The organism is Inhella proteolytica (assembly GCF_016093275.1).
In the GTDB taxonomy this organism is placed as follows: domain Bacteria; phylum Pseudomonadota; class Gammaproteobacteria; order Burkholderiales; family Burkholderiaceae_C; genus Inhella; species Inhella proteolytica.
Map to the genome: position 1 here is coordinate 52,891 of NZ_JAEDAK010000018.1, position 19,047 is coordinate 71,937.

General features: G+C 68.2%; 16 protein-coding genes. 10 read left to right on the forward strand and 6 right to left on the reverse strand.

Translation table 11 applies throughout. The features are described from left to right. The first annotated feature begins 15 nt into the window (after nt 1-15). From I7X39_RS19830 to I7X39_RS19875, 10 genes are all read left to right on the forward strand, one after another. Nucleotides 16-2,346: a bifunctional salicylyl-CoA 5-hydroxylase/oxidoreductase gene (locus I7X39_RS19830; RefSeq protein WP_198112917.1), complete on the forward strand. Its 2,331-nt coding sequence runs from the start codon at nt 16-18 to the stop codon at nt 2,344-2,346. Continuing rightward, nucleotides 2,343-3,098 carry an SDR family NAD(P)-dependent oxidoreductase gene (locus tag I7X39_RS19835; protein ID WP_198112918.1) on the forward strand — a complete coding sequence of 252 codons (756 nt, stop codon included), beginning with the start codon at nt 2,343-2,345 and terminating at the stop codon, nt 3,096-3,098. Before I7X39_RS19830 ends, I7X39_RS19835 begins: the two co-directional genes overlap by 4 nt. Further along, nucleotides 3,095-3,604: a MarR family winged helix-turn-helix transcriptional regulator gene (locus I7X39_RS19840; protein ID WP_198112919.1), complete on the forward strand. Its 510-nt coding sequence runs from the start codon at nt 3,095-3,097 to the stop codon at nt 3,602-3,604. Before I7X39_RS19835 ends, I7X39_RS19840 begins: the two co-directional genes overlap by 4 nt. Beyond that, nucleotides 3,601-4,452, forward strand: a complete 852-nt coding sequence (locus tag I7X39_RS19845) for an enoyl-CoA hydratase family protein (protein ID WP_198112920.1) — start codon at nt 3,601-3,603, stop codon at nt 4,450-4,452. The genes I7X39_RS19840 and I7X39_RS19845 overlap by 4 nt, the downstream gene beginning before the upstream one ends. A gap of 714 nt (nt 4,453-5,166) precedes the next feature. Continuing rightward, nucleotides 5,167-6,303: an acyl-CoA dehydrogenase family protein gene (locus I7X39_RS19850; RefSeq protein ID WP_198112921.1), complete on the forward strand. Its 1,137-nt coding sequence runs from the start codon at nt 5,167-5,169 to the stop codon at nt 6,301-6,303. A 2-nt stretch (nt 6,304-6,305) separates the two neighbouring features. After that, on the forward strand, nt 6,306-7,919 hold the full coding sequence (locus tag I7X39_RS19855; RefSeq protein WP_198112922.1) for an AMP-binding protein: 1,614 nt from the start codon (nt 6,306-6,308) through the stop codon (nt 7,917-7,919). Next, on the forward strand, nt 7,916-8,344 hold the full coding sequence (locus I7X39_RS19860) for an acyl-CoA thioesterase (RefSeq protein ID WP_198112923.1): 429 nt from the start codon (nt 7,916-7,918) through the stop codon (nt 8,342-8,344). The genes I7X39_RS19855 and I7X39_RS19860 overlap by 4 nt, the downstream gene beginning before the upstream one ends. Then, entirely contained in the window at nt 8,337-8,741 is a 405-nt protein-coding gene (locus I7X39_RS19865) for a RidA family protein (RefSeq protein ID WP_198112924.1), read from the forward strand. Before I7X39_RS19860 ends, I7X39_RS19865 begins: the two co-directional genes overlap by 8 nt. Nucleotides 8,742-8,859: 118 nt before the next feature. Continuing rightward, a complete protein-coding gene (locus tag I7X39_RS19870; RefSeq protein ID WP_198112925.1) occupies nt 8,860-9,471 on the forward strand; it encodes a FecR family protein in 612 nt (203 codons plus the stop codon). Next, nucleotides 9,464-12,469, forward strand: coding sequence for an EAL domain-containing protein (locus I7X39_RS19875; RefSeq protein ID WP_198112926.1), 3,006 nt, complete (start codon nt 9,464-9,466; stop codon nt 12,467-12,469). Before I7X39_RS19870 ends, I7X39_RS19875 begins: the two co-directional genes overlap by 8 nt. A gap of 30 nt (nt 12,470-12,499) precedes the next feature. On the opposite strand, the gene I7X39_RS19880 is transcribed toward I7X39_RS19875, so the two are convergent. The 6 genes from I7X39_RS19880 to I7X39_RS19905 form a co-directional block, all read right to left on the reverse strand. After that, nucleotides 12,500-13,744: a type IV pilus modification PilV family protein gene (locus I7X39_RS19880; protein WP_198112927.1), complete on the reverse strand. Its 1,245-nt coding sequence runs from the start codon at nt 13,742-13,744 to the stop codon at nt 12,500-12,502. A 19-nt stretch (nt 13,745-13,763) separates the two neighbouring features. Next, nucleotides 13,764-15,260: a hypothetical protein gene (locus I7X39_RS19885; RefSeq protein WP_198112928.1), complete on the reverse strand. Its 1,497-nt coding sequence runs from the start codon at nt 15,258-15,260 to the stop codon at nt 13,764-13,766. Nucleotides 15,261-15,273: 13 nt separating this feature from the next. Then, nucleotides 15,274-15,987, reverse strand: a complete 714-nt coding sequence (locus I7X39_RS19890; protein ID WP_198112929.1) for a PilW family protein — start codon at nt 15,985-15,987, stop codon at nt 15,274-15,276. Then, nucleotides 15,981-16,478 carry a GspH/FimT family pseudopilin gene (locus I7X39_RS19895; protein ID WP_198112941.1) on the reverse strand — a complete coding sequence of 166 codons (498 nt, stop codon included), beginning with the start codon at nt 16,476-16,478 and terminating at the stop codon, nt 15,981-15,983. Before I7X39_RS19895 ends, I7X39_RS19890 begins: the two co-directional genes overlap by 7 nt. Then, nucleotides 16,475-16,930 (reverse strand): type IV pilin protein, encoded by a 456-nt coding sequence (locus I7X39_RS19900; RefSeq protein WP_259376460.1) that lies wholly within the window; start codon nt 16,928-16,930, stop codon nt 16,475-16,477. Before I7X39_RS19900 ends, I7X39_RS19895 begins: the two co-directional genes overlap by 4 nt. A gap of 85 nt (nt 16,931-17,015) precedes the next feature. Then, the gene (locus tag I7X39_RS19905) at nt 17,016-19,046 is read right to left on the reverse strand and encodes a M3 family metallopeptidase (protein ID WP_198112931.1); all 2,031 of its coding nucleotides are present in this window, start codon (nt 19,044-19,046) and stop codon (nt 17,016-17,018) included. Nucleotide 19,047: the final 1 nt, after the last annotated feature.

Sequence of the window (19,047 nt, forward strand, 5' to 3'; positions counted from 1 at the left end):
CGGGAGCTGGATCTCATGAACATCGTCTGCATCGGTGGCGGCCCGGCCGGCCTGTACTTCGGTCTGCTGATGAAGGCCCGCCACCCCGAGCACAGCGTGCGCGTGGTGGAGCGCAACCGCCCTTACGACACCTTCGGCTGGGGCGTGGTGTTTTCCGACGCGACGATGGAGAACATGCAGCGCTGCGATGCGGGCACCGCCGCCGCCATCGAGGCCTCGTTCGCGCATTGGGACGACATCGAGCTGCGCTTCAAGGGCCGGCGCATCCGCTCGGGCGGCCATGGCTTCGTGGGCATCGGGCGCAAGAAGCTGCTCAACATCCTGCAGGCGCGCTGCGAGGAGCTGGGCGTCGAGCTCTGCTTCGACAGCGAGGTCGAATCCGACCTGGAGTTCGCCGACGCCGACCTCATCATCGCCAGCGACGGCATCAACTCGCGCATCCGCAACCGCTATGCCGCCACCTTCCAGCCCGAGCTGATCACCCGGCCGAACCGCTACATCTGGCTGGGCGTGAAGAAGCGCTTCGAGGCCTTCACCTTCGACTTCCGCCGCACGCCGCATGGCTGGTTCCAGGCGCATGTCTACCAGTTCGACGACGAGACCAGCACCTTCATTGTCGAGTGCCCGGAGTCCGTCTGGCTGGCGCATGGGCTGGACCGCGCCGGGCCCGAGGAATCGATCCGCTTCTGCGCCGGTCTGTTCGCCGAGACGCTGGAAGGCGCCGAGCTGCTCAGCAATGCCCGCCACCTGCGCGGCTCGGCCTGGCTGAACTTTCAGCGCGTGGTCTGCGGCCAGTGGTGGCTGCGCAATGAGCAGGGCGCGCATGTGGTGCTGATGGGCGACGCGGTGCACACCGCGCACTTCGCCATCGGTTCCGGCACCAAGCTGGCGATCGAGGACGCGATCGAGCTGGCGAACCAGTTCGAGCAGGCTGGCCATGGGGCCGAGCAGATCCCGGCCGTGCTGGCGCGCTACCAAGAGCTGCGACGCGTCGAAACGCTGAAGATCCAGAACGCCGCCTGGAACGCGATGGAATGGTTCGAGGTCTGCGGCGAGCGCTATTGCGACCAGCTGGAGCCCGAGCAGTTCATGTACTCGATGCTGACGCGCAGCCAGCGCATCAGCCACGAAAACCTGCGCCTGCGCGACAAGGCCTGGCTGGAGGGTTACGAGCGCTGGTTGGCGGCGCGCACGCCGCTGCAGGCGGACAAGCCCGTGCCACCGATGTTCACGCCGTACACGGTGCGGGGTGTCAGCTTGAAGAACCGGGTGATCGTCTCGCCCATGGCGCAGTACATGGCCGAGGACGGCCTGGTGGGCGACTACCACCTCGTCCACCTGGGCGCCCGCGCCCTGGGCGGCGCGGCCCTGGTGATGGCCGAGATGACCTGCGTGAGCCCCGACGCGCGTATCACCCCGGGCTGCCCGGGCCTGTGGACGGATGCGCAGGGCGAAGCCTGGGCGCGCATCGTCGCCTGGGTGCACACGCAGAGCGACGCCAAGATCGGCATGCAGCTGGGCCACGCCGGGCCCAAGGGCTCGACACGCCGGCCCTGGGATGGCGAGGACCTGCCGCTGCCGGCCGACGGCCCCGAGCCGAACTGGCCGCTGCTGGCCGCTTCCGGGCAGCAGTACCTGGAGGGCGTGAGCGCCTTCGCCCAGGCGATGACGCGCGCCGACATGGACCGCGTCACGGCCGACTTCGTGGCCGCCACGCGCCGCGCCGCCGCCGCCGGCTTCGACTGGCTGGAGCTGCACTGCGCGCATGGCTACCTGCTGTCCAGCTTCATCTCGCCGCTGACGAACTGGCGCACAGACGACTACGGCGGCACGCTTGCAAACCGCCTGCGCTACCCGCTGGAGGTGTTCGCCGCCCTCCGCGCCGTTTGGCCCGAGCAGCTGCCGATCTCGGTACGCATCTCGGCGCACGACTGGGTCGAGGGTGGCATCACGCCGGCCGATGCGGTGCAGATCGCCAAGGCCTTCAAGGCCGCGGGCGCGGACCTGATCGACTGCTCCTCCGGCCAGGTCAGCAAGAAGCAGAAGCCCACCTACGGGCGCATGTTCCAGACGCCGTTTGCCGACCGCATCCGCCAGGAGGCCGGCATCCCCACCATCGCAGTGGGGGCGATCAGCGAGGCCGACCACGTCAACACCATCATTGCGGCCGGCCGTGCCGACCTCTGCGCCGTGGCTCGTCCGCATCTGGCCAACCCGGCCTGGACGCTGACCGAGGCCGCGCGCATCGGCTTCAAGGACCTGGCCTGGCCCAAGCCCTATCGCAGTGCCAAGCCGCAGCTCGAAGCCGGCTTTGCGCGCGCCGCCGCCGGTGGGGGCAAGCCATGAGCACCAATTTGCAAGGACGGCATGCCGTCGTAACGGGCGCGGGCAAGGGCATTGGCGCGGCCATCGCCCGTCGGCTGGCCGGGGAGGGCGCGCGGCTCACGCTGCTGGGCCGTCAGCTCGAACTCCTTCAACAGCTCGCCAACGAGCTGCAGGCCCATGCGCTGGTCTGCGACGTCAGCGACCCGCGCGCCGTCGAGGCCGCCTTTCAATCGATGGACCCGGTGCAGATCCTCGTCAACAACGCCGGCCAGGCGCTCAGCAGCCCGCTCGAGCGCACCAGCGACGAGCTCTGGCAGCAGATGCTGGCCGTGAACCTGAGCGGCAGCTTCTACTGCCTGCGCGCCGCGCTGCCGGGCATGAAGGCGGCCGGCTGGGGCCGGGTGGTCAATGTGGCCAGCACGGCGGCGCAGCGCGGCTATGCCTATGTGGCCGCCTACGCCGCGGCCAAGCATGGCGTGCTGGGCCTGACGCGCTCGGCCGCGCTGGAGCTGGCCGGCAAGGGCATCACCGTCAACGCCGTCTGCCCCGGCTACACCGACACCGAGCTGCTGCAGCGCTCGATCGAGAACGTGGTGGGCAAGACCGGCCGCAGCGTGGAGGCCGCGCGCGCCGAGTTCGCGCGCCACAACCCGCAGGGCCGGCTGATCCAGCCCGAGGAGGTGGCCGACACCGTGGCCTGGCTGTGCAGCGCCGGGGCGGCCTCGATCACCGGCCAGGCCATTTCCGTGTCCGGCGGCGAGGTGATGAATTGAAGCCCGCCAAGCTCGCCGCCGTGCTGGGCGAGGAGGCCATCGGCCGCGAGGCACGCAGCGTGCTTGAAGACCACAGCGCCGTGCGCCTGTGGTTGCGCCTGCTCAGTTGCAGCACGCAGATCGAGCAGGAGATCCGCAGCCGGCTGCGCCAGCGCTTTGCCACGACGCTGCCGCGCTTCGACTACCTGGCCCAGCTGGAGCGCCACCCGGAAGGGTTGCGCATGAAGCAGCTGGGCAGCTACCTGATGGTCAGCGGCGGCAATGTGACCGGCCTGACCGATCAGCTCGAAGCCGAGGGCTTCGTGCAGCGTCTGCCCGACCCCGAGGACCGGCGCAGCTGGATCCTCCAGCTCACCGCGCAGGGCCGCGGCCACTTTCTGGCCATGGCCGCCGAGCACGAGGCCTGGCTGATCGAGCTGCTGGGCGGCTTTGAGGGCGCGAACCGCTTGTATGAATTGCTGGGGCAGCTGCGCGTGCACCTGGCCCAACCGGAGAACAAGGCATGAGCAAACCCCTGGACACGGCCCTGGCCGCCGGCAACCGCCGCGAGCTGGCGGCCTACGAGGCGCGCCACTTTCGCTGGCACTGCGAGGGCGGCGTGGCCACCATCACGCTCAACCGCCCCGAGCGCAAGAACCCGCTGACCTTCGACAGCTACGCGGAGCTGCGCGATCTGTTCCGCAGCCTGAAATACGCCACCGACGTGCAGGCCGTGGTGTTGGCCGGCGCGGGCGAGAACTTCTGCTCCGGCGGCGACGTGCACGAAATCATCGGCCCGCTGATCGAGCTGCCCGCGCCCGAGCTCTTGATGTTCACGCGCATGACGGGCGATCTGGTGCTGGCGATGCGCCAATGCCCGCAGCCCATCGTGGCGGCCATCGACGGCGTGTGCGCCGGCGCCGGCGCCATCCTGGCCATGGCCTCGGACCTGCGCCTGGGCACCGCCCGCAGCAAGACCGCCTTCCTCTTCAACCGCGTGGGCCTGGCCGGCTGCGACATGGGCGCCTGCGCCCTGCTGCCGCGCATCGTCGGGCAGGGGCGGGCTTCGGAGCTGCTCTACACCGGCCGTTCGCTGGGCGGCGAGGAGGGCGAGCGCTGGGGCTTCTTCAACCGCCTGTGCGCGCCGGAGGCTGTGTTGGCGGAGGCGCATTCTTTGGCCGCGCAATTGGTGGCCGGGCCGACCTTTGCCAATGGCATCACCAAGACCATGCTGCACCAGGAGTGGTCGATGACAGTGGAGCAGGCCATCGAGGCCGAGGCGCAGGCGCAGGCGATCTGCATGCTGACGCAGGACTTCAAGCGGGCGTATGAAGCCTTTGTGCGCAAGGAGCGGCCGGTGTTCAAGGGCGATTGAGGTGGCTTTGGTGTGCTCTCGTGAGAGCCCGCCGGGTCGTCGGCTCGGCAGCCGACCTTCCTTCTTTGCTTCGCCAAAGAAAGAAGGCAAAGAAAGGCGACCCCGATGCCTGCGCCCCAGCCTGCGGCTGGGGTGCCCTGCGGTGCGCGAAGAGCGGGCCCAGGCGCAAAACTCGCTGCGTTCGCTGCGCTCACTCCGCTCAAACAGTTGCGCCAAGTCAGTTCACGAAGCGCGCTGCGCGCGCGGGCCCGCTCTTCTGTGCTCCTCGGCTTGGCATAGGGGGAACTCCAACAGCCAACAGCCGAATTCCGAACAGCCCGGACTTCACCTAGCGCGCCGATTTCCGGCTGTTGGCTGTTTGGCTGCTGCCCCTATGCACAGCCGAGCAGCACAGCTTGGCTGGGCAGCGCGCGCAAGCGCGCGTTCCCTTCAAACTCGGCCCGACTGTCTGAGCGGAGCGAAAGTAGTGAGCGCAGCGAGTTTCGGGCCGGCCCAGGCAAGCGAGCACCTGAGGCCGGACACAAACAGCCCATGCGGGCTGTTTGTGCCTGCCGAAGGACAGCGCCTCTGGCGCTGGCGGCGGGAACCCTTTGGCGGAGCCAAGGGGCTGCGCATCGGGGCCGTGTTCTTTGCTTCCTTTCTTGCACGAGCAAGAAAGGGAGTCGCCTGCCGGGGCGAAATCCCGGCGGGCTCTTACGTGCGGGGGCAAAAGGCATGAAGCAAACAGACTGGCCGTTTTTCGAGAGTCACCACCGGGAATTGGCCGAGCAGCTCAGCGAATGGGCAAGCAAGCAACTCCACACCGGACATGGCAATGATGTGGACGCTGAGTGCAAACACCTCGTCCACCAACTCGGCCAAGCCGGCTGGCTCCACCACGCCGTCGCCCAGAAAGGCCGCGGGATTGACACCCGCGCCATCTGCCTGATCCGCGAAACCCTGGCCTTCCACAACGGCCTGGCCGATTTCGCCTTCGCGATGCAGGGACTGGGCTCGGGCGCGATCAGCCTGGACGGCACGCCTGAGCAGCAGGCGCGCTACCTGCCGCGCGTGGCGGCGGGCGAGGCGATCGCCGCCTTCGCGCTCTCCGAACCGCAGGCCGGCTCGGATGTGGCCGCCATGCAGTGCGGCGCCCGGCTGGACGGTGATCACTACGTGCTGGACGGCGAAAAGACCTGGATCAGCAACGGCGGCATCGCGGACTTTTACGTCGTGTTCGCCCGCACCGGCGAAGCCCCGGGCGCACGCGGCATCACGGCCTTCATCGTCGATGCCGACACCCCGGGCCTGCAGATCGCCGAGCTCATCGAGGTCATCGCCCCGCACCCGCTGGCCCGACTGCGCTTCACAAACTGCCGCATTCCCGCCAGCCAACGCTTGGGCGCGTCGGGCCAAGGCTTCAAGCTGGCCATGCGCACGCTGGACGTGTTCCGCTGCTCGGTGGCCGCCGCAGCCCAGGGCTTTGGCCGCCGCGCGCTGCATGAAGGCCTGCAGCGCGCCCAGAGCCGCGCCATGTTCGGCGGCCTGCTGGCCGACTTTCAGCTGACACAGGCCAAGCTCGCGCAGATGGCCCTGACGCTCGACAGCGCGGCGCTGCTGACCTACCGCGCCGCCTGGCAGCGCGACCAGGGCCGCCCCGTCACCAAGGAGGCCGCGATGGCCAAGCTGGCCGCCACCGAGGGCGCTCAAGCCGTCATCGATGCCGCGCTGCAGCTGCATGGCGGCCTGGGCGTCGTCAGCGGCCAGATGGTCGAGCGCCTGTACCGCGAGATCCGTTCGCTGCGCATCTACGAAGGTGCTTCCGAAGTGCAGCAACTCATCATTGGCCGGGAACTCCTGAAGGGGAACTGAGCATGTCCACCGCACACGTTGACCGCTTCGCCGCCGAGCACCTGCCGCCGCGCGAGCAGTGGCCCGAGTTCCTGTTCGAGCTGCCCGATCTGCAGTTCCCGGAGCAACTGAACTGCGCCAGCGAGCTGCTGGACAAGGCCGTGGACGAGCGCGGCTGGGGCGAGCGCCTGTGTCTGCAGGGCAGCGGCATCCGCTGGACCTACCGGCAGCTGCGCGAGCAGGCCGACCGCATCGCCCATGTGCTGGTGCAGGACATGGGCCTGGTGCCCGGCAACCGTGTGCTGCTGCGCGGGCCCAACCACCCCATGGCCGTGGCCTGCTGGTTCGGCGTGATGAAGGCCGGCGGCATTGCTGTGGCCACCATGCCGCTGCTGCGCGCCAAGGAACTCAAGACCATGATCGAGATCGCCCAGGTCTCGCATGCGCTCTGCGATGGCACGCTGGCCGCCGACCTGCTCGAAGCCGCTGCCGCCAGCCTGCAGCTGCGCCAGATCCGCTGCTACCGCCAGGAAGGCGAGGGTGGGCTGGAGGCGCTGATGGCCCGGCACGACGCGCCCTTCTGCAACGTGGCCACCGCCGCGGATGACACCTGCATCCTGGCCTTCACCTCCGGCACCACCGGCATCCCCAAGGCCACCATGCATTTCCACCGCGACGTGATGGCCATCTGCGCCTGCTGGCCGCCCCATGTGCTGAAGGCCCAGGCCGACGATGTCTTCATGGGCAGTCCGCCGCTGGGCTTCACCTTCGGCCTGGGCGGCCTGGTGCTGTTCCCGATGAGCATCGGCGCCAGCACAGCCTTGCTGGAAAAGGCCGCGCCGCCGCAACTGCTCGAAGGCCTGCAGCAGTACGGCGGCACGGTGCTCTTCACCGCGCCCACGAACTACCGCGTGCTGGCCCAGCAGGGCGAGGCCATCAGCGCCACCCGGCTGCGCAAATGCGTGAGCGCCGGCGAGGCCCTGCCCGCCGCCACCCGCGCGCTCTGGAAGCAGGCCACCGGCATCGAGCTGATCGACGGCATCGGCGCCACCGAGCTGTTGCACATCTTCATCTCGGCCGATGAGAAGGCGGCCCGCCCCGGCGCCACCGGCAAGGCCATCCCTGGCTACCGCGCCGAGGTGGTGGACGAGGACGGACGCGTGCTGCCGCCGGGCGAGGTGGGCAAGCTGCGCGTCAAGGGCCCGACCGGTTGCCGCTACCTGAACGATGCGCGCCAAGCCGTGTACGTGAAGGACGGCTGGAACTACACCGGCGATGCCTATGCGATGGACGCCGACGGCTACTTCCACTACCACGCCCGCACCGACGACATGATCATCTCGGCCGGCTACAACATCGCCGCACCCGAGGTGGAAGAGGCCTTGATGACGCACCCGGCGGTGGCCGAATGCGGCGCCACCGGTGTGCCGGACGAGGAGCGTGGCCAGATCGTCAAGGCCTGCGTGGTGTTGCGCCCGGGCTTTGCCGCCGGGCCGGAACTGGTCAAGGCCCTGCAGGAGCATGTGAAGGCCACGGTAGCGCCCTACAAGTACCCTCGGGCGGTGGTGTTCGTGGAGGCGCTGCCGCGCACCCAGACCGGCAAGCTGCAGCGCTTTCGCCTGAAGGAGCTCGGATGAACCGCTTCGAAAAGCCGGAGCGCATTCGCTTCAGCCATTGCGACCCGGCCGGCATCGTCTTCTTTCCCCAGGTCTTCGTGCTGTTCCAGGGCCTGGTGGAGGACTGGTTCGACGAGGCCTTGCAGATCGACTACGCCGAACTGCTCGGCCCGCGCCGCGTCGGCCTGCCCACGGTGGCACTGAACACCGAGTTCCGTGCCGTCAGCCGCCAGGGCGATGCCGTGCGCTTGAGTCTGGGCCTGGAGCGCATCGGCCGGCGCTCGTTCACGCTGACGCTGGAGCTGCGTGGCGCCGCCGGCGAGCTGCGCGTGGCGGCACGCCAGACCCTCGTCAGCACCGATCTCGACACCCATCGCGCCATGGAGCTGCCCGCCGATGTGCTGGCGGCGCTGCAGCGCTTCAACGCGGAGGCCGCCCATGGCTGAATCCCCTCATCAAGCCCTACTGCCGGAGGGTTGGAAGCGCCCGCGCGGCTATGCCAATGGCGTGCTGGCGCAGGGCCGCCAGGTGTTCGTGGCCGGCATGATCGGCTGGGACGCCCAGGAGCAGTTCCATTCTGACGACTTTGCCGCCCAGGCCCACCAGGCCCTGCAGAACGTGCTGGCCGTGCTGGCCGCCGCCGGCGCCGGGCCCCAGCACATCGTGCGCATGACTTGGTACGTGACCGACAAGCGCGAGTACCTGGCCGCCGGCCGCGAAATCGGCCAGATCTTCAAGGAGTTGATTGGCAACTACACCATTGCCATGAGCGCCGTCCAGGTGGTGGCCTTGATTGAAGACCGCGCCAAGGTCGAAATTGAGTGCACCGCCGTTGTGCCTTGACGGATAGCGCGACCGGGCATACCCCTGTTTCCGGGCCGCTGGCATCTTGTTCGATGCCCCTTGGGTGTAGGACCATCTAAACCAGGACTAGCATCCTGGCAACCGCAAGGAGAACGAGATGACATACCGAAGCCTTTGGGTCCTGGGTCTGGGTTTGGCGGCTGCCGCCAGCCAGGCCGCGCCGGTGTGCGAGGTGGCTGCCCTGATCGGCGAGGCCCGCAGCGGCAGTGCCGTGCTCAAGGCCGGCAGCGGACTGAACGTGGGTGATGAATTGCAGACGGGCGCCAAATCGCGCGTGCGTCTGCGCTGCGTCGACGGCTCCTCGCTGGTACTGGCCGAAAACAGCCAGCTGCGCATCGAATCCTTCAGCGCCGAGGGCTCGGAGCGCAAAGATGCGCGCTTCTTCCTGCGCCTGGGCCTGGTGGGGCAGAAGGTCAGCGCCGGCGGCGCCTGGACCCTGCGCACGCCCAGCGCGGTGACGGCGGTGCGCGGCACCGAGTTCGCAGTCGAAGTTCCTTCCGAGGACAAGACGGCCGTGCTGATGCAAAGCGGCAGCGTGGACGTGCAACCCGCGCGGCCGCAGACCCGTTCCATCACCGCCGCGCTGCCGCTGATTGCGCTGGCCGGGCTGATGGGCACCGACTGTGTGGCCGGCAAGGGCTGCAGCGCCGCGGCGGCCTGGTCGGAGACGCGCATCAAGGCCACGCTGGACCGGTTGAGCGGTGTCTGAGCCGGCCGCGGGCGCGGCCTCGCCAGGCGTTCGGCCCGCCCGGCCCAGCCGCCGGGACCGGCCCGAACGGGGCTACCTGCTGGTGGCCCTGCTGGCCGCCACCCTGGCCATCGTGCTGTGGTCGCAGCGCGCCGGCACCTTGCTGGAGCGCATCGACCGCCTGACCCTGGACCTGCAGATGCAGGTGCGCGGCCCGTTGGCACCGGGCACCCGGCATCCGGTGGCCCTGGTGTCGATCGACGACCGCACCCTGCAAGCGCTGGGCGGTGCCGCGCCCGACCGCGCCCGCCATGCCGAGCTCATCACCCGCCTGGCCGCGGCCGGCGCCAAGGCGGTGGCCCTGGACATCCTGATGCCCGAGCCCGGCGGCGAGGAGGCTGACCGTGCCTTGGCCGCCGCCCTGCAGGCCCCCGGCATGGCCAAGGCCATTGCGCTGGCCCTGCCGGACGACAGCTCGGCCATGGCCGGCGCGCCGCTGGAGCAGCTGCTGACCCACGCCTACATGCGCGCGAAGGCCGAGGCGCTGGCGGCGGAATCCGTGGCCATGCTGCCCAAGGGCCTGATCGCGCCCACGCCCGTGCTGGCCGAGGCCGCTCCCATCGTGGGTCACGTCAGTTCCAAGCGCGGCGTGGATGGCAGCCTGCGCTACGACCTGCCGGCCCTGCACTGGCAGGGTGAGTGGTTCCCCACCATGGCCCTGCGCCTGGCTGGCGTGGCCCTGGATCTGGACTGGAGTCAGGCCGAGTTCCTGGCTGGCCAGGCGGTGCGCTGGGGCCCGCTGCAGGTGCCGCTGGACGCCGCCTCGCGCCAATGGGTCAACTACTACGGCAAGGCCGAGCATTTCCCCACCCTCAGCTACATCGACGTGCTGAACGGCAAGGTGCCGGCGGATCAGCTCAAGGGCCGCATCTTCATCGTCGGTGCTACCGCCTTCGGCACCAGCGATTCCGTGCCCAGCCCCTTCGATTCCGGCCTGCCTGGCATGGAGCGCCTGGCCACCGTCACCGACAACCTCATCACCGGCCGCAATCTGCGCGTCAGCGAGTTCGCGCCGCTGATCGAACTGGCCGCCATGCTGCTGTTGCCCCTGGCCGCGGCCGGGGCGCTGGCCAACTGGTCAGGCCGGCGCGCCGGTGCCGTGCTGGGGGCGCTGGGCCTGCTGCTGCTCGGCTGGGCGCAATGGGATTTCGTTGCCAACCACCGCTTCCTGTCGCTGGCCTACCCCGGCCTGGCCATGATCACCGCCGTGCTGGGCGCCACGCTGTTGCGCGGCCATGGCGAGCGCCTGCGCAAGGAAGCGGCGGTGGCCGCACTGCGCGCCAGCGAGGAGCGCTACGCGCTGGCCGCCCAGGGTGCCAATGACGGGCTCTGGGACTGGGATCTGGACGCGGGCGAGGTGCACTTCAGCGAGCGCTGGCTCGGCCTGATGGGGCAGGAGGAAAGCCAGGCCCGCACCATGGACGCCTTCACCGTGCCGCTGGATGCCAATGCCCGCTCCGCCTTCGAGGCTGCGCTGCAGGACCATCTGGAAGGCCGCAGCCTGCAGCTGCACCATGTACTGCAGTTTCGCGAGGGTGAGCAGGAGCGCGCGCTGCTGGTGCGCGGCATGGCCACGCGCGATGCCCAGGGCCGGCCGACGCGCATGGCCGGCTCGCTCACCGACATCTCCGACACCCTGCGCCTGCAGCGCCAGCTCGTGCACGACGCACTGCACGACCGCCTCACCGGCCTGGCCAACCGCTCCCTCTTCATCGAGCGCCTGGAGCAGCTCTTCGCCACCGGCGCGCCGCTGGGCGTGGTGCTGCTCGGTTTGGACGATTTCCGAGCCCTGAACGAGGCGGAGGGTACCCAGGTGGGCGATGGCGTGCTGCGCGCCGTGGCGCGCCGCCTGGGCCAGCGCGCGGGGCAGTCGCAGTCCGTCGCCCGCCTCGGGGCCGATGTCTTCGCCCTCACGTTTGCGGCCGACCTGATGACCGCCGGCCAGGATGTCCAGCGCACGCCGGACTGGGTGCACGCGCAGCTGGCCGAACCCCTGGTGGTGAGCGGCCGTTCTCTGCAGGTGGCCGGCACCGTGGGCTGGGCGCACCGCAGCCACGGTCCGCAAGACGCCGCCGAGCTGCTGGCCTGCGCCGAGATGGCCCTGGCCCTGGGCAAGAGCCGCCAGCGCGGCCTGGTGCGCGCCTACGACCCGGCCGACCAGCTGATCGAGACCAGCCGCCGCTGGCTGCACGACAACATCGATCTTGGCCTGTTGCGCGGTGAGTTCCGCATGTACTACCAGCCCCTGGTGCGGCTGGAGGACCGCAAGCTGCTCGGCTTCGAGGCCTTGATCCGCTGGATCCACCCGGAGCGCGGCTTCATCATGCCGGGCGACTTCATCCCCTACGCCGAGGAGTCTGGCCAGATCGTCGCCATGGGCCGCTGGACCCTGATGGCCGTGACCGACCAGCTGCGCGCCTGGGACGCCCTGGGCTTTGACGGCGAGATCGCCGTCAACCTCAGCAGCCGCCAGTTCACCGAGGGCGACCTGATGGCCGATGCGCGCGACGTGCTGGCGCGCCTGCAAGGCCTGGACCCGCACCGCATCAAGCTCGAGGTGACCGAGAGCATGGCCATGGCCAACCCGCACCAGACGGCCGAAGCCCTGCAGCAGCTCGCCAAGATGGGCTTCAAGATCTCCATCGACGACTTCGGCACCGGCTACTCCAGCCTGGCCTACTTGCACCAGTTCCCGTTCGACACGCTCAAGATCGACCGCAGCTTCGTCATGCGCCTGCATGCCGGCCGTGACGCCGTCGAGATCGTGCGCACCATCGTCGGCCTGGTGAAGGCCCTCGACAAGCAGGCGCTGGCCGAAGGCGTCGAAGAAGAGCGCCAGGCCCAGCTGCTGCACGAACTCGGCGTGCACATCGGCCAGGGCTGGCTGTTCGGCAAGGCGCTGCCGGTGGAGGAGGCGCTGAAGATGATCGAGAAGCAGCAGAAAGAAGGGCGGGTCTGAGCCCGCCCTTGGGGCTTGCGCCGCCAGGCTTCAGGGGAGCGAGGTCGCAGCGTTGTAGGCAGTGGCTGGGCAGGTGCCGGTGGCGGTCGTCGTGGGGCTCTGACTGGCGCGGCAATCCTGGTGCAGTTGCGTGGCGACGGAGGCGCCGGTGAAGCCAGAGGGCGCTCCGGCCGACGTGATGGTCGGGCAGCTGCCGCTCGGGCTGTTCTCGATGTAGTAGTTCTGGTTGTCGAGGGACTTCGCGACTCCCGCATAGGGCTGGACATTGCGCTCGTTGCTGTCCACGAAATCGGACGAGGCATATTGGAAGCGGCAGACCTTGTAGGTATTGCCTGTGGACGTCGGGATGCCGCCCAGCTTCACCGTGCCGGCATAAGGATTGCCCAAGGCAGCAACCTGAATCACGCACACATAGTATTTGTAGCCGGCAATCGGCGTCTTGGTGTTGATGTCCTCGGCATCGCCAAATTTGCAGGCGCTACCGGTGATGCCCGTCAGGCCATTCAAGTTGACGCCTGAGACGACAGTCGGCGTTCCCGATATGTAGCCGGCCAGCACATAGCCGAGGAAGTCAGTGCAGGTGGCGGTCGCGTAATTTGAGCCCGTAGCATTCAGGTTTGAGCATTTCTTGATCACGAGGCCTGACGTATTGCTGAAAACAATTTGCAGCGAGCCGCTCAACACATACGCGCTTTCCTGGGTGTTGAGGGGAATGGCCTCCAACGGGATATTGAGGTTTCGATTCTTCGGGCGCTTCAGGTTGGTGTTCTGCGGCAGCGGGTAACCCAAATAGGCCGTTTCCAGCGGATCGACCCGGGCAATGCTGGTATGCAGAACCACCGATTGCCGGCCCTTGTCCGCATCGGCCGAATTCAGCTTGTAGTTGCGGTCTTCCCAGGTGACTTTGACCTGCAGCATGCGCACCGCGTCGTTGTTGTTGCCGCTCAGGCTCCAGCTACGACGGTAGGTGGCGTTGGTTGGGACATCGACGCCACCGATCGTGTACTTGTCGATGATCTCCTCGGTCGCACTGCTGGCCAGAGCATCCCAATTGACGGTGCCGGTGGTGATGCCGGTGTAGCTGCGGAAATACTCGATCTTTTCCTGTGCCAGGCGCATGGCCTCGGCACGTTGGCGGGTCAAGTCGGTGCCGGAGTTCAGGTTGAACTGCACGGCCACCAGGGCCAGCATGCCAAAACCCACGATGCACAGGGCCACCAGGGCTTCGACCAACGTAAAGCCGTGTTGGCGGTTCCTGCCTGTTCGGTTCGTCATGATGCGGACTCCCTTCGGGTCAGTTGCTACCACTGCAGTCGCGGGTGGGTGGGCTGGTGCTGGCATCCAACCGGCAGGCATCCGTCCAGCTGCCCGAAACCCGCACCGCTGTGCCGGTGGATCGGCGGCCCGCGCGCATGACGTTCGGGTCATAGGCGATCGTGCCGTTGCCGTTGCTCTGCTGGTCTCGGCAGGTCACGATGCCGCCGATGATGTCGGCCGTACCGGTACCGAGGTCGCTGGTGTTGGCGCTGTTGCTGAACACGACGCCGAAGACTCGGATGTTGCCGTTCATGTTGAAGTCGCCCGGCGTCACCAGGTTGACCGGGTCGTCCACGCTGCCCAGGCAACGGGTGCTGCCGCCGCCAGGGCAGGACGGGAAGCCGGAGCTGTTGTTGAAGTCGACACCATTCGGGAAGTAGAAGTTCCGTTCGCCCTTGTCGTAGGCGGCCAAGACCTTGGCGCCGCAGTCGCCGGCACTGCTGCAGTCAATGACCTCGGTCGTGCTCGCATCCGCATACCGGTCCAGCGGCACGCCGAAATAGGTCTGGAACATGGCGGAGTTTGTGCAGGTCGGGTCGCTGCTGGCCAAGGTGGCCAGCGAGGCATCTCCGGCCACCTGCGCGTTCTGGGGCGGAATGCCTGGCATGCTGACGGCCTTGGCGCCGGAGCCCACGGTGATGGTGCCGCCGGCATTGATGGTGATGCCGTTGGTGCTGGGATCAGTGTTGATGATGTTGTAGCTGCCACCCGGATTGCAGTTGCCGCCGCAGGTCAAGGCCGCCGCTGGCGCCGCCCGCAGGCCCGGGCGGAAGCGGATGATGGCGCTGACGGTGGCCGTGGCGTCCGGGCTGCCGAAGCTGCCGTGGCCGGGTACGCAATTCCCTTCCGTGGCGGTGCAGCCGGTGACCGTGACGCGCACCGATTCCCCTTCGAACATCGCGGACGCCGAACTGACCCGTACCGGCTCGAAGGCCACGGAAAAAGTAGGGAGAACCGCCGTGCCCGGGCTGGATACGGCGGCCGTGTTCAGCTTCAGAAAACCCTGCTGGGGGCCTGCCGTCGTGTGCACTGAGAGGGTGCCAACAGCCGGGCAGCTGCAGGTGGTGCTGGTGCCGTTGATCTTGCAGCCTACATAGGCGTTGGTGACCGGCGTGGTGGCGGTGGGGTCGTCGTAGTAGGTGGCGAAATTGGTGGGCTGCGTGGAACTGCCCCACTGGGTCTGGATGTAGCGGCGCTTGAAGCCGACGCCGCCCGAAGAGACCACGACACAGCTGTCATTCAGCAACGCAGGGTTGTTGAGCATGCCGATGGCCCACTCCATGCCGGCCTCCGCCACTTCGGTGGCCGCGGTGGAGCGCACCTGGTTGGCAGAAGACTTCTGCTCAAAGATGAGCCCGCGGTTGAAGTAGAAGAGGCCCACCGCCATGCCCATCAGCAGGAGCAGGGTGGCGGCCAGCGAGGCGATGCCGCGTTGGCGCGCCGGCCAGTGGCGGAAATTGAGCTCATTGCGCATGGTGTTTCCTCGCTCAGGTGCAGGTGCCGGCCAGTTCGTCATTGCGCACCCGAACCTGTTCCTGGATGCTGCGGGTGATGGCGCTGTCGGTCGTCGAGGTGGCCTTGATCTGGACGGTGTAGCGACGCACCGTCACCGTTGGGCAACTGGACCCTGCACAAGGCGTGGGGCAGACGATGCGGGCGTCGATCGGGGTCTCGCTCTTGGTGATGGCAAAGCTGTTGACCGTCACGGCGTTGGGGTCGGTCAGGTCACGCCACTTGGCGCCGTCCAGTGCGGGCACGTTCATCTGCAGAACGCCGGACTGCAGGCGAAAGCCAAACTTTTCGTCGTTCTCGGATGCGGTGTTCTCGCAGATCGCGACACCGCAGCCGCCGCGGGCCGCGGCCACATCTCGGCTCACCTCGTAACTGATTCCGTCGCTGCCGCTGGTGACGGTGATGCCCCGGTTGGGGTTCGGCTGCGCGCTGGCGCCCAGACTGTTCGTCACGGTGCCGGCAATGGCGTAATCCCAGTAGCCGGCGCGCCGGAGCTCGCGGGCAATGACGTCGGCCGCGTTGCGAACCTCCTGGTTCAGCCGCGCCTCGACCAGCAGCTTGCGCGAATTGGCCAGATTGCCGACGAACAGGTAGATGGCGCCGCCGACGACGAACAGGCCGACCACCACCCCCACCATCATTTCGACCATGGAGACGCCAAGTTGGCGTCGAGCACGAGGCTTCAGCATGATGTGTATCCCTTGAAACCGCCGTCCGGCGAGCAGAGGCGCACCCGTCCCATGTTGTTCACCACCACCCGGAGCTTCTCGGGCGTGGAGCTGCTCTTCACATCGAGAACCAGATCGTCAGCCGAGCAGCTGTTGTCCGTCATGCAGCCGCGCAGCGGGGCGAACACCACCGTCGCTCCGGCTTCGAGGGCTACGTCAGGAGGCAACTCGCTGACGGTGCGGTAGGTCTTGGCCGGTGCATTGACGGTCGAAATGACATAGCTCGAGGTGGTGGCCACGAGTTGGACCTGCCGGTTGTCGGCCACCGCCTGGCTGCGGGCGTACTGCAAGTCATTGAAGAGCTCGGTGGCCGCGCCTTCCAACCGGCGCTTGGACAGCATCTTCCCGAAGCTGGGCGCGGCGATGGCCAACAGGATGGCCACGACGGCCACGGTCACCAGCAGTTCGGCCATGGTGAAGCCGCGCCGGCGCTGAAGGAGGGCGGACTTCATTTCGCCCAGCAGCGGTTGCTGTCGTTCGGGGTGTAGGTGGCGGTTCCAGCGCTGAAGGTCACGGTCAGCGTGGTGCAGCCGGTGTCCGAGGCCTGCGACTTGCCGGCCACGGCGGTAGCGGTGGCCACATAGCAGGTGGCTGGTGCTGCGGGCGAACAGGCGGAGAGTGCGATCGTGTAGTACTGATTCGGCGAGGAGCTCGAAAGGCCCAGGCCAGTGGGCCAAGCACTCGTGAGATCGGTCCCGTAGCTCGGGTTGTTCGAGCGCCAGCGCTCCTGAGCCTGCACCACCGCGGAGAGGGCCGACACGGCATCCGAGCGCCGGCCCTTGCGGATCTGGCTCATGAAGCTCGGGTAGGCCACCATGGCCAGGATGCTGATGATGACGACGGTGATCATCAGCTCGATCAACGTGAACCCCAGGAGGTGGCCCCGCTTCGGTGCTTGTGGCATGGTCTCAAGCCTCGTTACAAGTTGAGGCGAGCATAGGCCGGGCGCACCGGTTTTGGCAGCTCCGCTGGGCGGGGCTGCCAAGCCGCTAGTCGTGTGGCGTCACGGGCGTCAGCCCCTGCTGCCGCAGCAAGGCATCAATCTGCGGCGCGCGGCCGCGGAAGGCCTTGAAGCTCTCCATCGCCGGGCGGGAGCCACCGCGCGCCAGGATCTCATCGACGAAGCGGGCGCCCGTGGCGGGGTTGTCCACGCCCTCTTCCTCGAAGGCGGCCCAACAGTCGGCACTCAGCACCTCGGCCCACTTGTAGCTGTAGTAGCCGGCCGCGTAGCCGCCAGCAAAGATGTGACTGAAGGCGTGGGGGAAGCGGTTGAAGTCGGGCGGCAGGTAGACGGCGATCTCTTCGCGCACTTCGCTGAGCAACTCCAGCACCGCCGGGTTCTCGGCCTGGTGCAGGCGCATGTCGAACAGCGCGAACTCGACCTGGCGCAGGGTTTGCAGGCCGGCCTGGAAGTTCTTGGCGGCGAGCATCTTGTCGAACAGCGCCCGGGGCAGCGGCGCGCCGCTCTTCACGTGTCGGCTCAGGCGCTGCACCACCGGCCACTCCCAGGCCAGGTTCTCCAGGAACTGGCTGGGCAGTTCCACGGCGTCCCATTCCACGCCGTCGATGCCGGAGACGCCCCCCACTTCCACCTCGGTGAGCAGATGGTGCAGGCCATGGCCCCATTCGTGGAACAGGGTCTGCACATCGTCGTGGGTGAGCAGGCTGGGTTGGCCGTCGGCGCCGGGGGCGAAGTTGCACACCAGGTGGGCCACGGGGGTTTGCAGCTGCCCGCTATCGGGCCGGCGCCAGCGCCCGCGCACATCGTCCATCCAGGCGCCCGGGCGCTTGCCCACGCGGGCCAGCAGGTCCAGGTAGACATGGCCGACGAGGCGTCCCTCGCGCTGCAACTCATACAGCTGCACGCTGTCGTGCCAGACCGAGCCCTCGATGCGGCGCAGGCTCAGGCCGAACATCTGCCCGAGCAGGGCGAACAGGCCGTCCAGCACCTGGGGCAGGGTGAAGTACTCGCGCACCTCCTGCTCGCTGTAGCTGTACTGGCGGGTTTTCAGGTCCTCGCTGACGTAGGCCAGATCCCAGGCCTGCAGCTCGCCAAGGCCCAGGGCCTGCGCGTGGGCGCGGGCGGCGGCCAGGTCGCGCTCGGCATGGGGGCGGGCGCGGCGGGCGAGGTCGCGCAGGAAGCCCAGCACCTGCTCCGGTGAATCGGCCATCTTCGGCAGCACCGAGAGGCTGGCGAAATCGGGCTGGCCCAGCAGCTGTGCCTCTTCGTGGCGCAGCGCCAGGATCTCGTGCATCAGCGGGCTGTTGTCCTGCTCAGCGGGCCCGAACTCGCTGGCGCGGGTGACATAGGCGCGGTAGATCTGCTCACGCAGTGCGCGGTCGTGCGCGTACTGCATCAGGGGCACCTGGCAAGGTGCGTGCAGGGTCAGCTTGGCCTCTCCCGCACGGCCCTCGGCGCGGGCCAGTTCCTCGGCATGGGCGCGCACATCGGCGGGCATGCCGTCCAGGCGCTCGGCCGGCACGAACAGGGCGAAGCCGTCGGTGGCGTCCATCACGTGTTCGCTGAAGGCCTGCCCCAGCTCGGCACCGCGGTTCTGCAGCTCGGTGAAGCGTTCCTTCTGCGCCCCTTGCAGCTCCGCGCCGGAGAGCACGAAGCCCTGCAGGGCCAGCTGCAGCGCGCGGGCCTGCGCCGGGTCGGTGGGCGGGTGTTCGGCCGCCACCTGCTTGTACTTGCCGTACAGGGCCTCGTCGGCACCCAGCTCGGCGTAGAAGTTGCTGACGGCCGGCAGCATGGCGTTGTAAGCCGCGCGCAGTTCCGGCGTGTCGGCCACTGCGTTCAGATGCCCCACGATGCCCCAGGCCAGGCCCAGGGCCTCGCTGGCCACATCCAGCTCGCGCTCGATGGACCGCAAGTCGGTCGGGAAATCAGCGGCCGTGACCTTGGCCTGCGCAGCCTGGGCCTGGGCCAGCAACTGCGTGATCGCGGGTTCGATGTGCTCGGGGCGGACGGCCGCGAAGTCGGGCAGGTGGGCGGGGGAGAGCAGGGGATTGCTTGCCATG

Bases quoted from the DNA above. Each gene is read 5' to 3' on its own strand.
- I7X39_RS19860 (WP_198112923.1), top strand. From the start codon at position 7,916: ATGAACCGCTTCGAAAAGCCGGAGCGCATTCGCTTCAGCCATTGCGAC.
- I7X39_RS19865 (WP_198112924.1), top strand. From the start codon at position 8,337: ATGGCTGAATCCCCTCATCAAGCCCTACTGCCGGAGGGTTGGAAGCGC.
- I7X39_RS19900 (WP_259376460.1), bottom strand. From the start codon at position 16,930: ATGCCACAAGCACCGAAGCGGGGCCACCTCCTGGGGTTCACGTTGATC.
- I7X39_RS19850 (WP_198112921.1), top strand. From the start codon at position 5,167: ATGAAGCAAACAGACTGGCCGTTTTTCGAGAGTCACCACCGGGAATTG.
- I7X39_RS19855 (WP_198112922.1), top strand. From the start codon at position 6,306: ATGTCCACCGCACACGTTGACCGCTTCGCCGCCGAGCACCTGCCGCCG.
- I7X39_RS19895 (WP_198112941.1), bottom strand. From the start codon at position 16,478: ATGAAGTCCGCCCTCCTTCAGCGCCGGCGCGGCTTCACCATGGCCGAA.
- I7X39_RS19890 (WP_198112929.1), bottom strand. From the start codon at position 15,987: ATGCTGAAGCCTCGTGCTCGACGCCAACTTGGCGTCTCCATGGTCGAA.
- I7X39_RS19830 (WP_198112917.1), top strand. From the start codon at position 16: ATGAACATCGTCTGCATCGGTGGCGGCCCGGCCGGCCTGTACTTCGGT.
- I7X39_RS19880 (WP_198112927.1), bottom strand. From the start codon at position 13,744: ATGACGAACCGAACAGGCAGGAACCGCCAACACGGCTTTACGTTGGTC.
- I7X39_RS19905 (WP_198112931.1), bottom strand. From the start codon at position 19,046: ATGGCAAGCAATCCCCTGCTCTCCCCCGCCCACCTGCCCGACTTCGCG.
- I7X39_RS19835 (WP_198112918.1), top strand. From the start codon at position 2,343: ATGAGCACCAATTTGCAAGGACGGCATGCCGTCGTAACGGGCGCGGGC.
- I7X39_RS19885 (WP_198112928.1), bottom strand. From the start codon at position 15,260: ATGCGCAATGAGCTCAATTTCCGCCACTGGCCGGCGCGCCAACGCGGC.
- I7X39_RS19845 (WP_198112920.1), top strand. From the start codon at position 3,601: ATGAGCAAACCCCTGGACACGGCCCTGGCCGCCGGCAACCGCCGCGAG.
- I7X39_RS19870 (WP_198112925.1), top strand. From the start codon at position 8,860: ATGACATACCGAAGCCTTTGGGTCCTGGGTCTGGGTTTGGCGGCTGCC.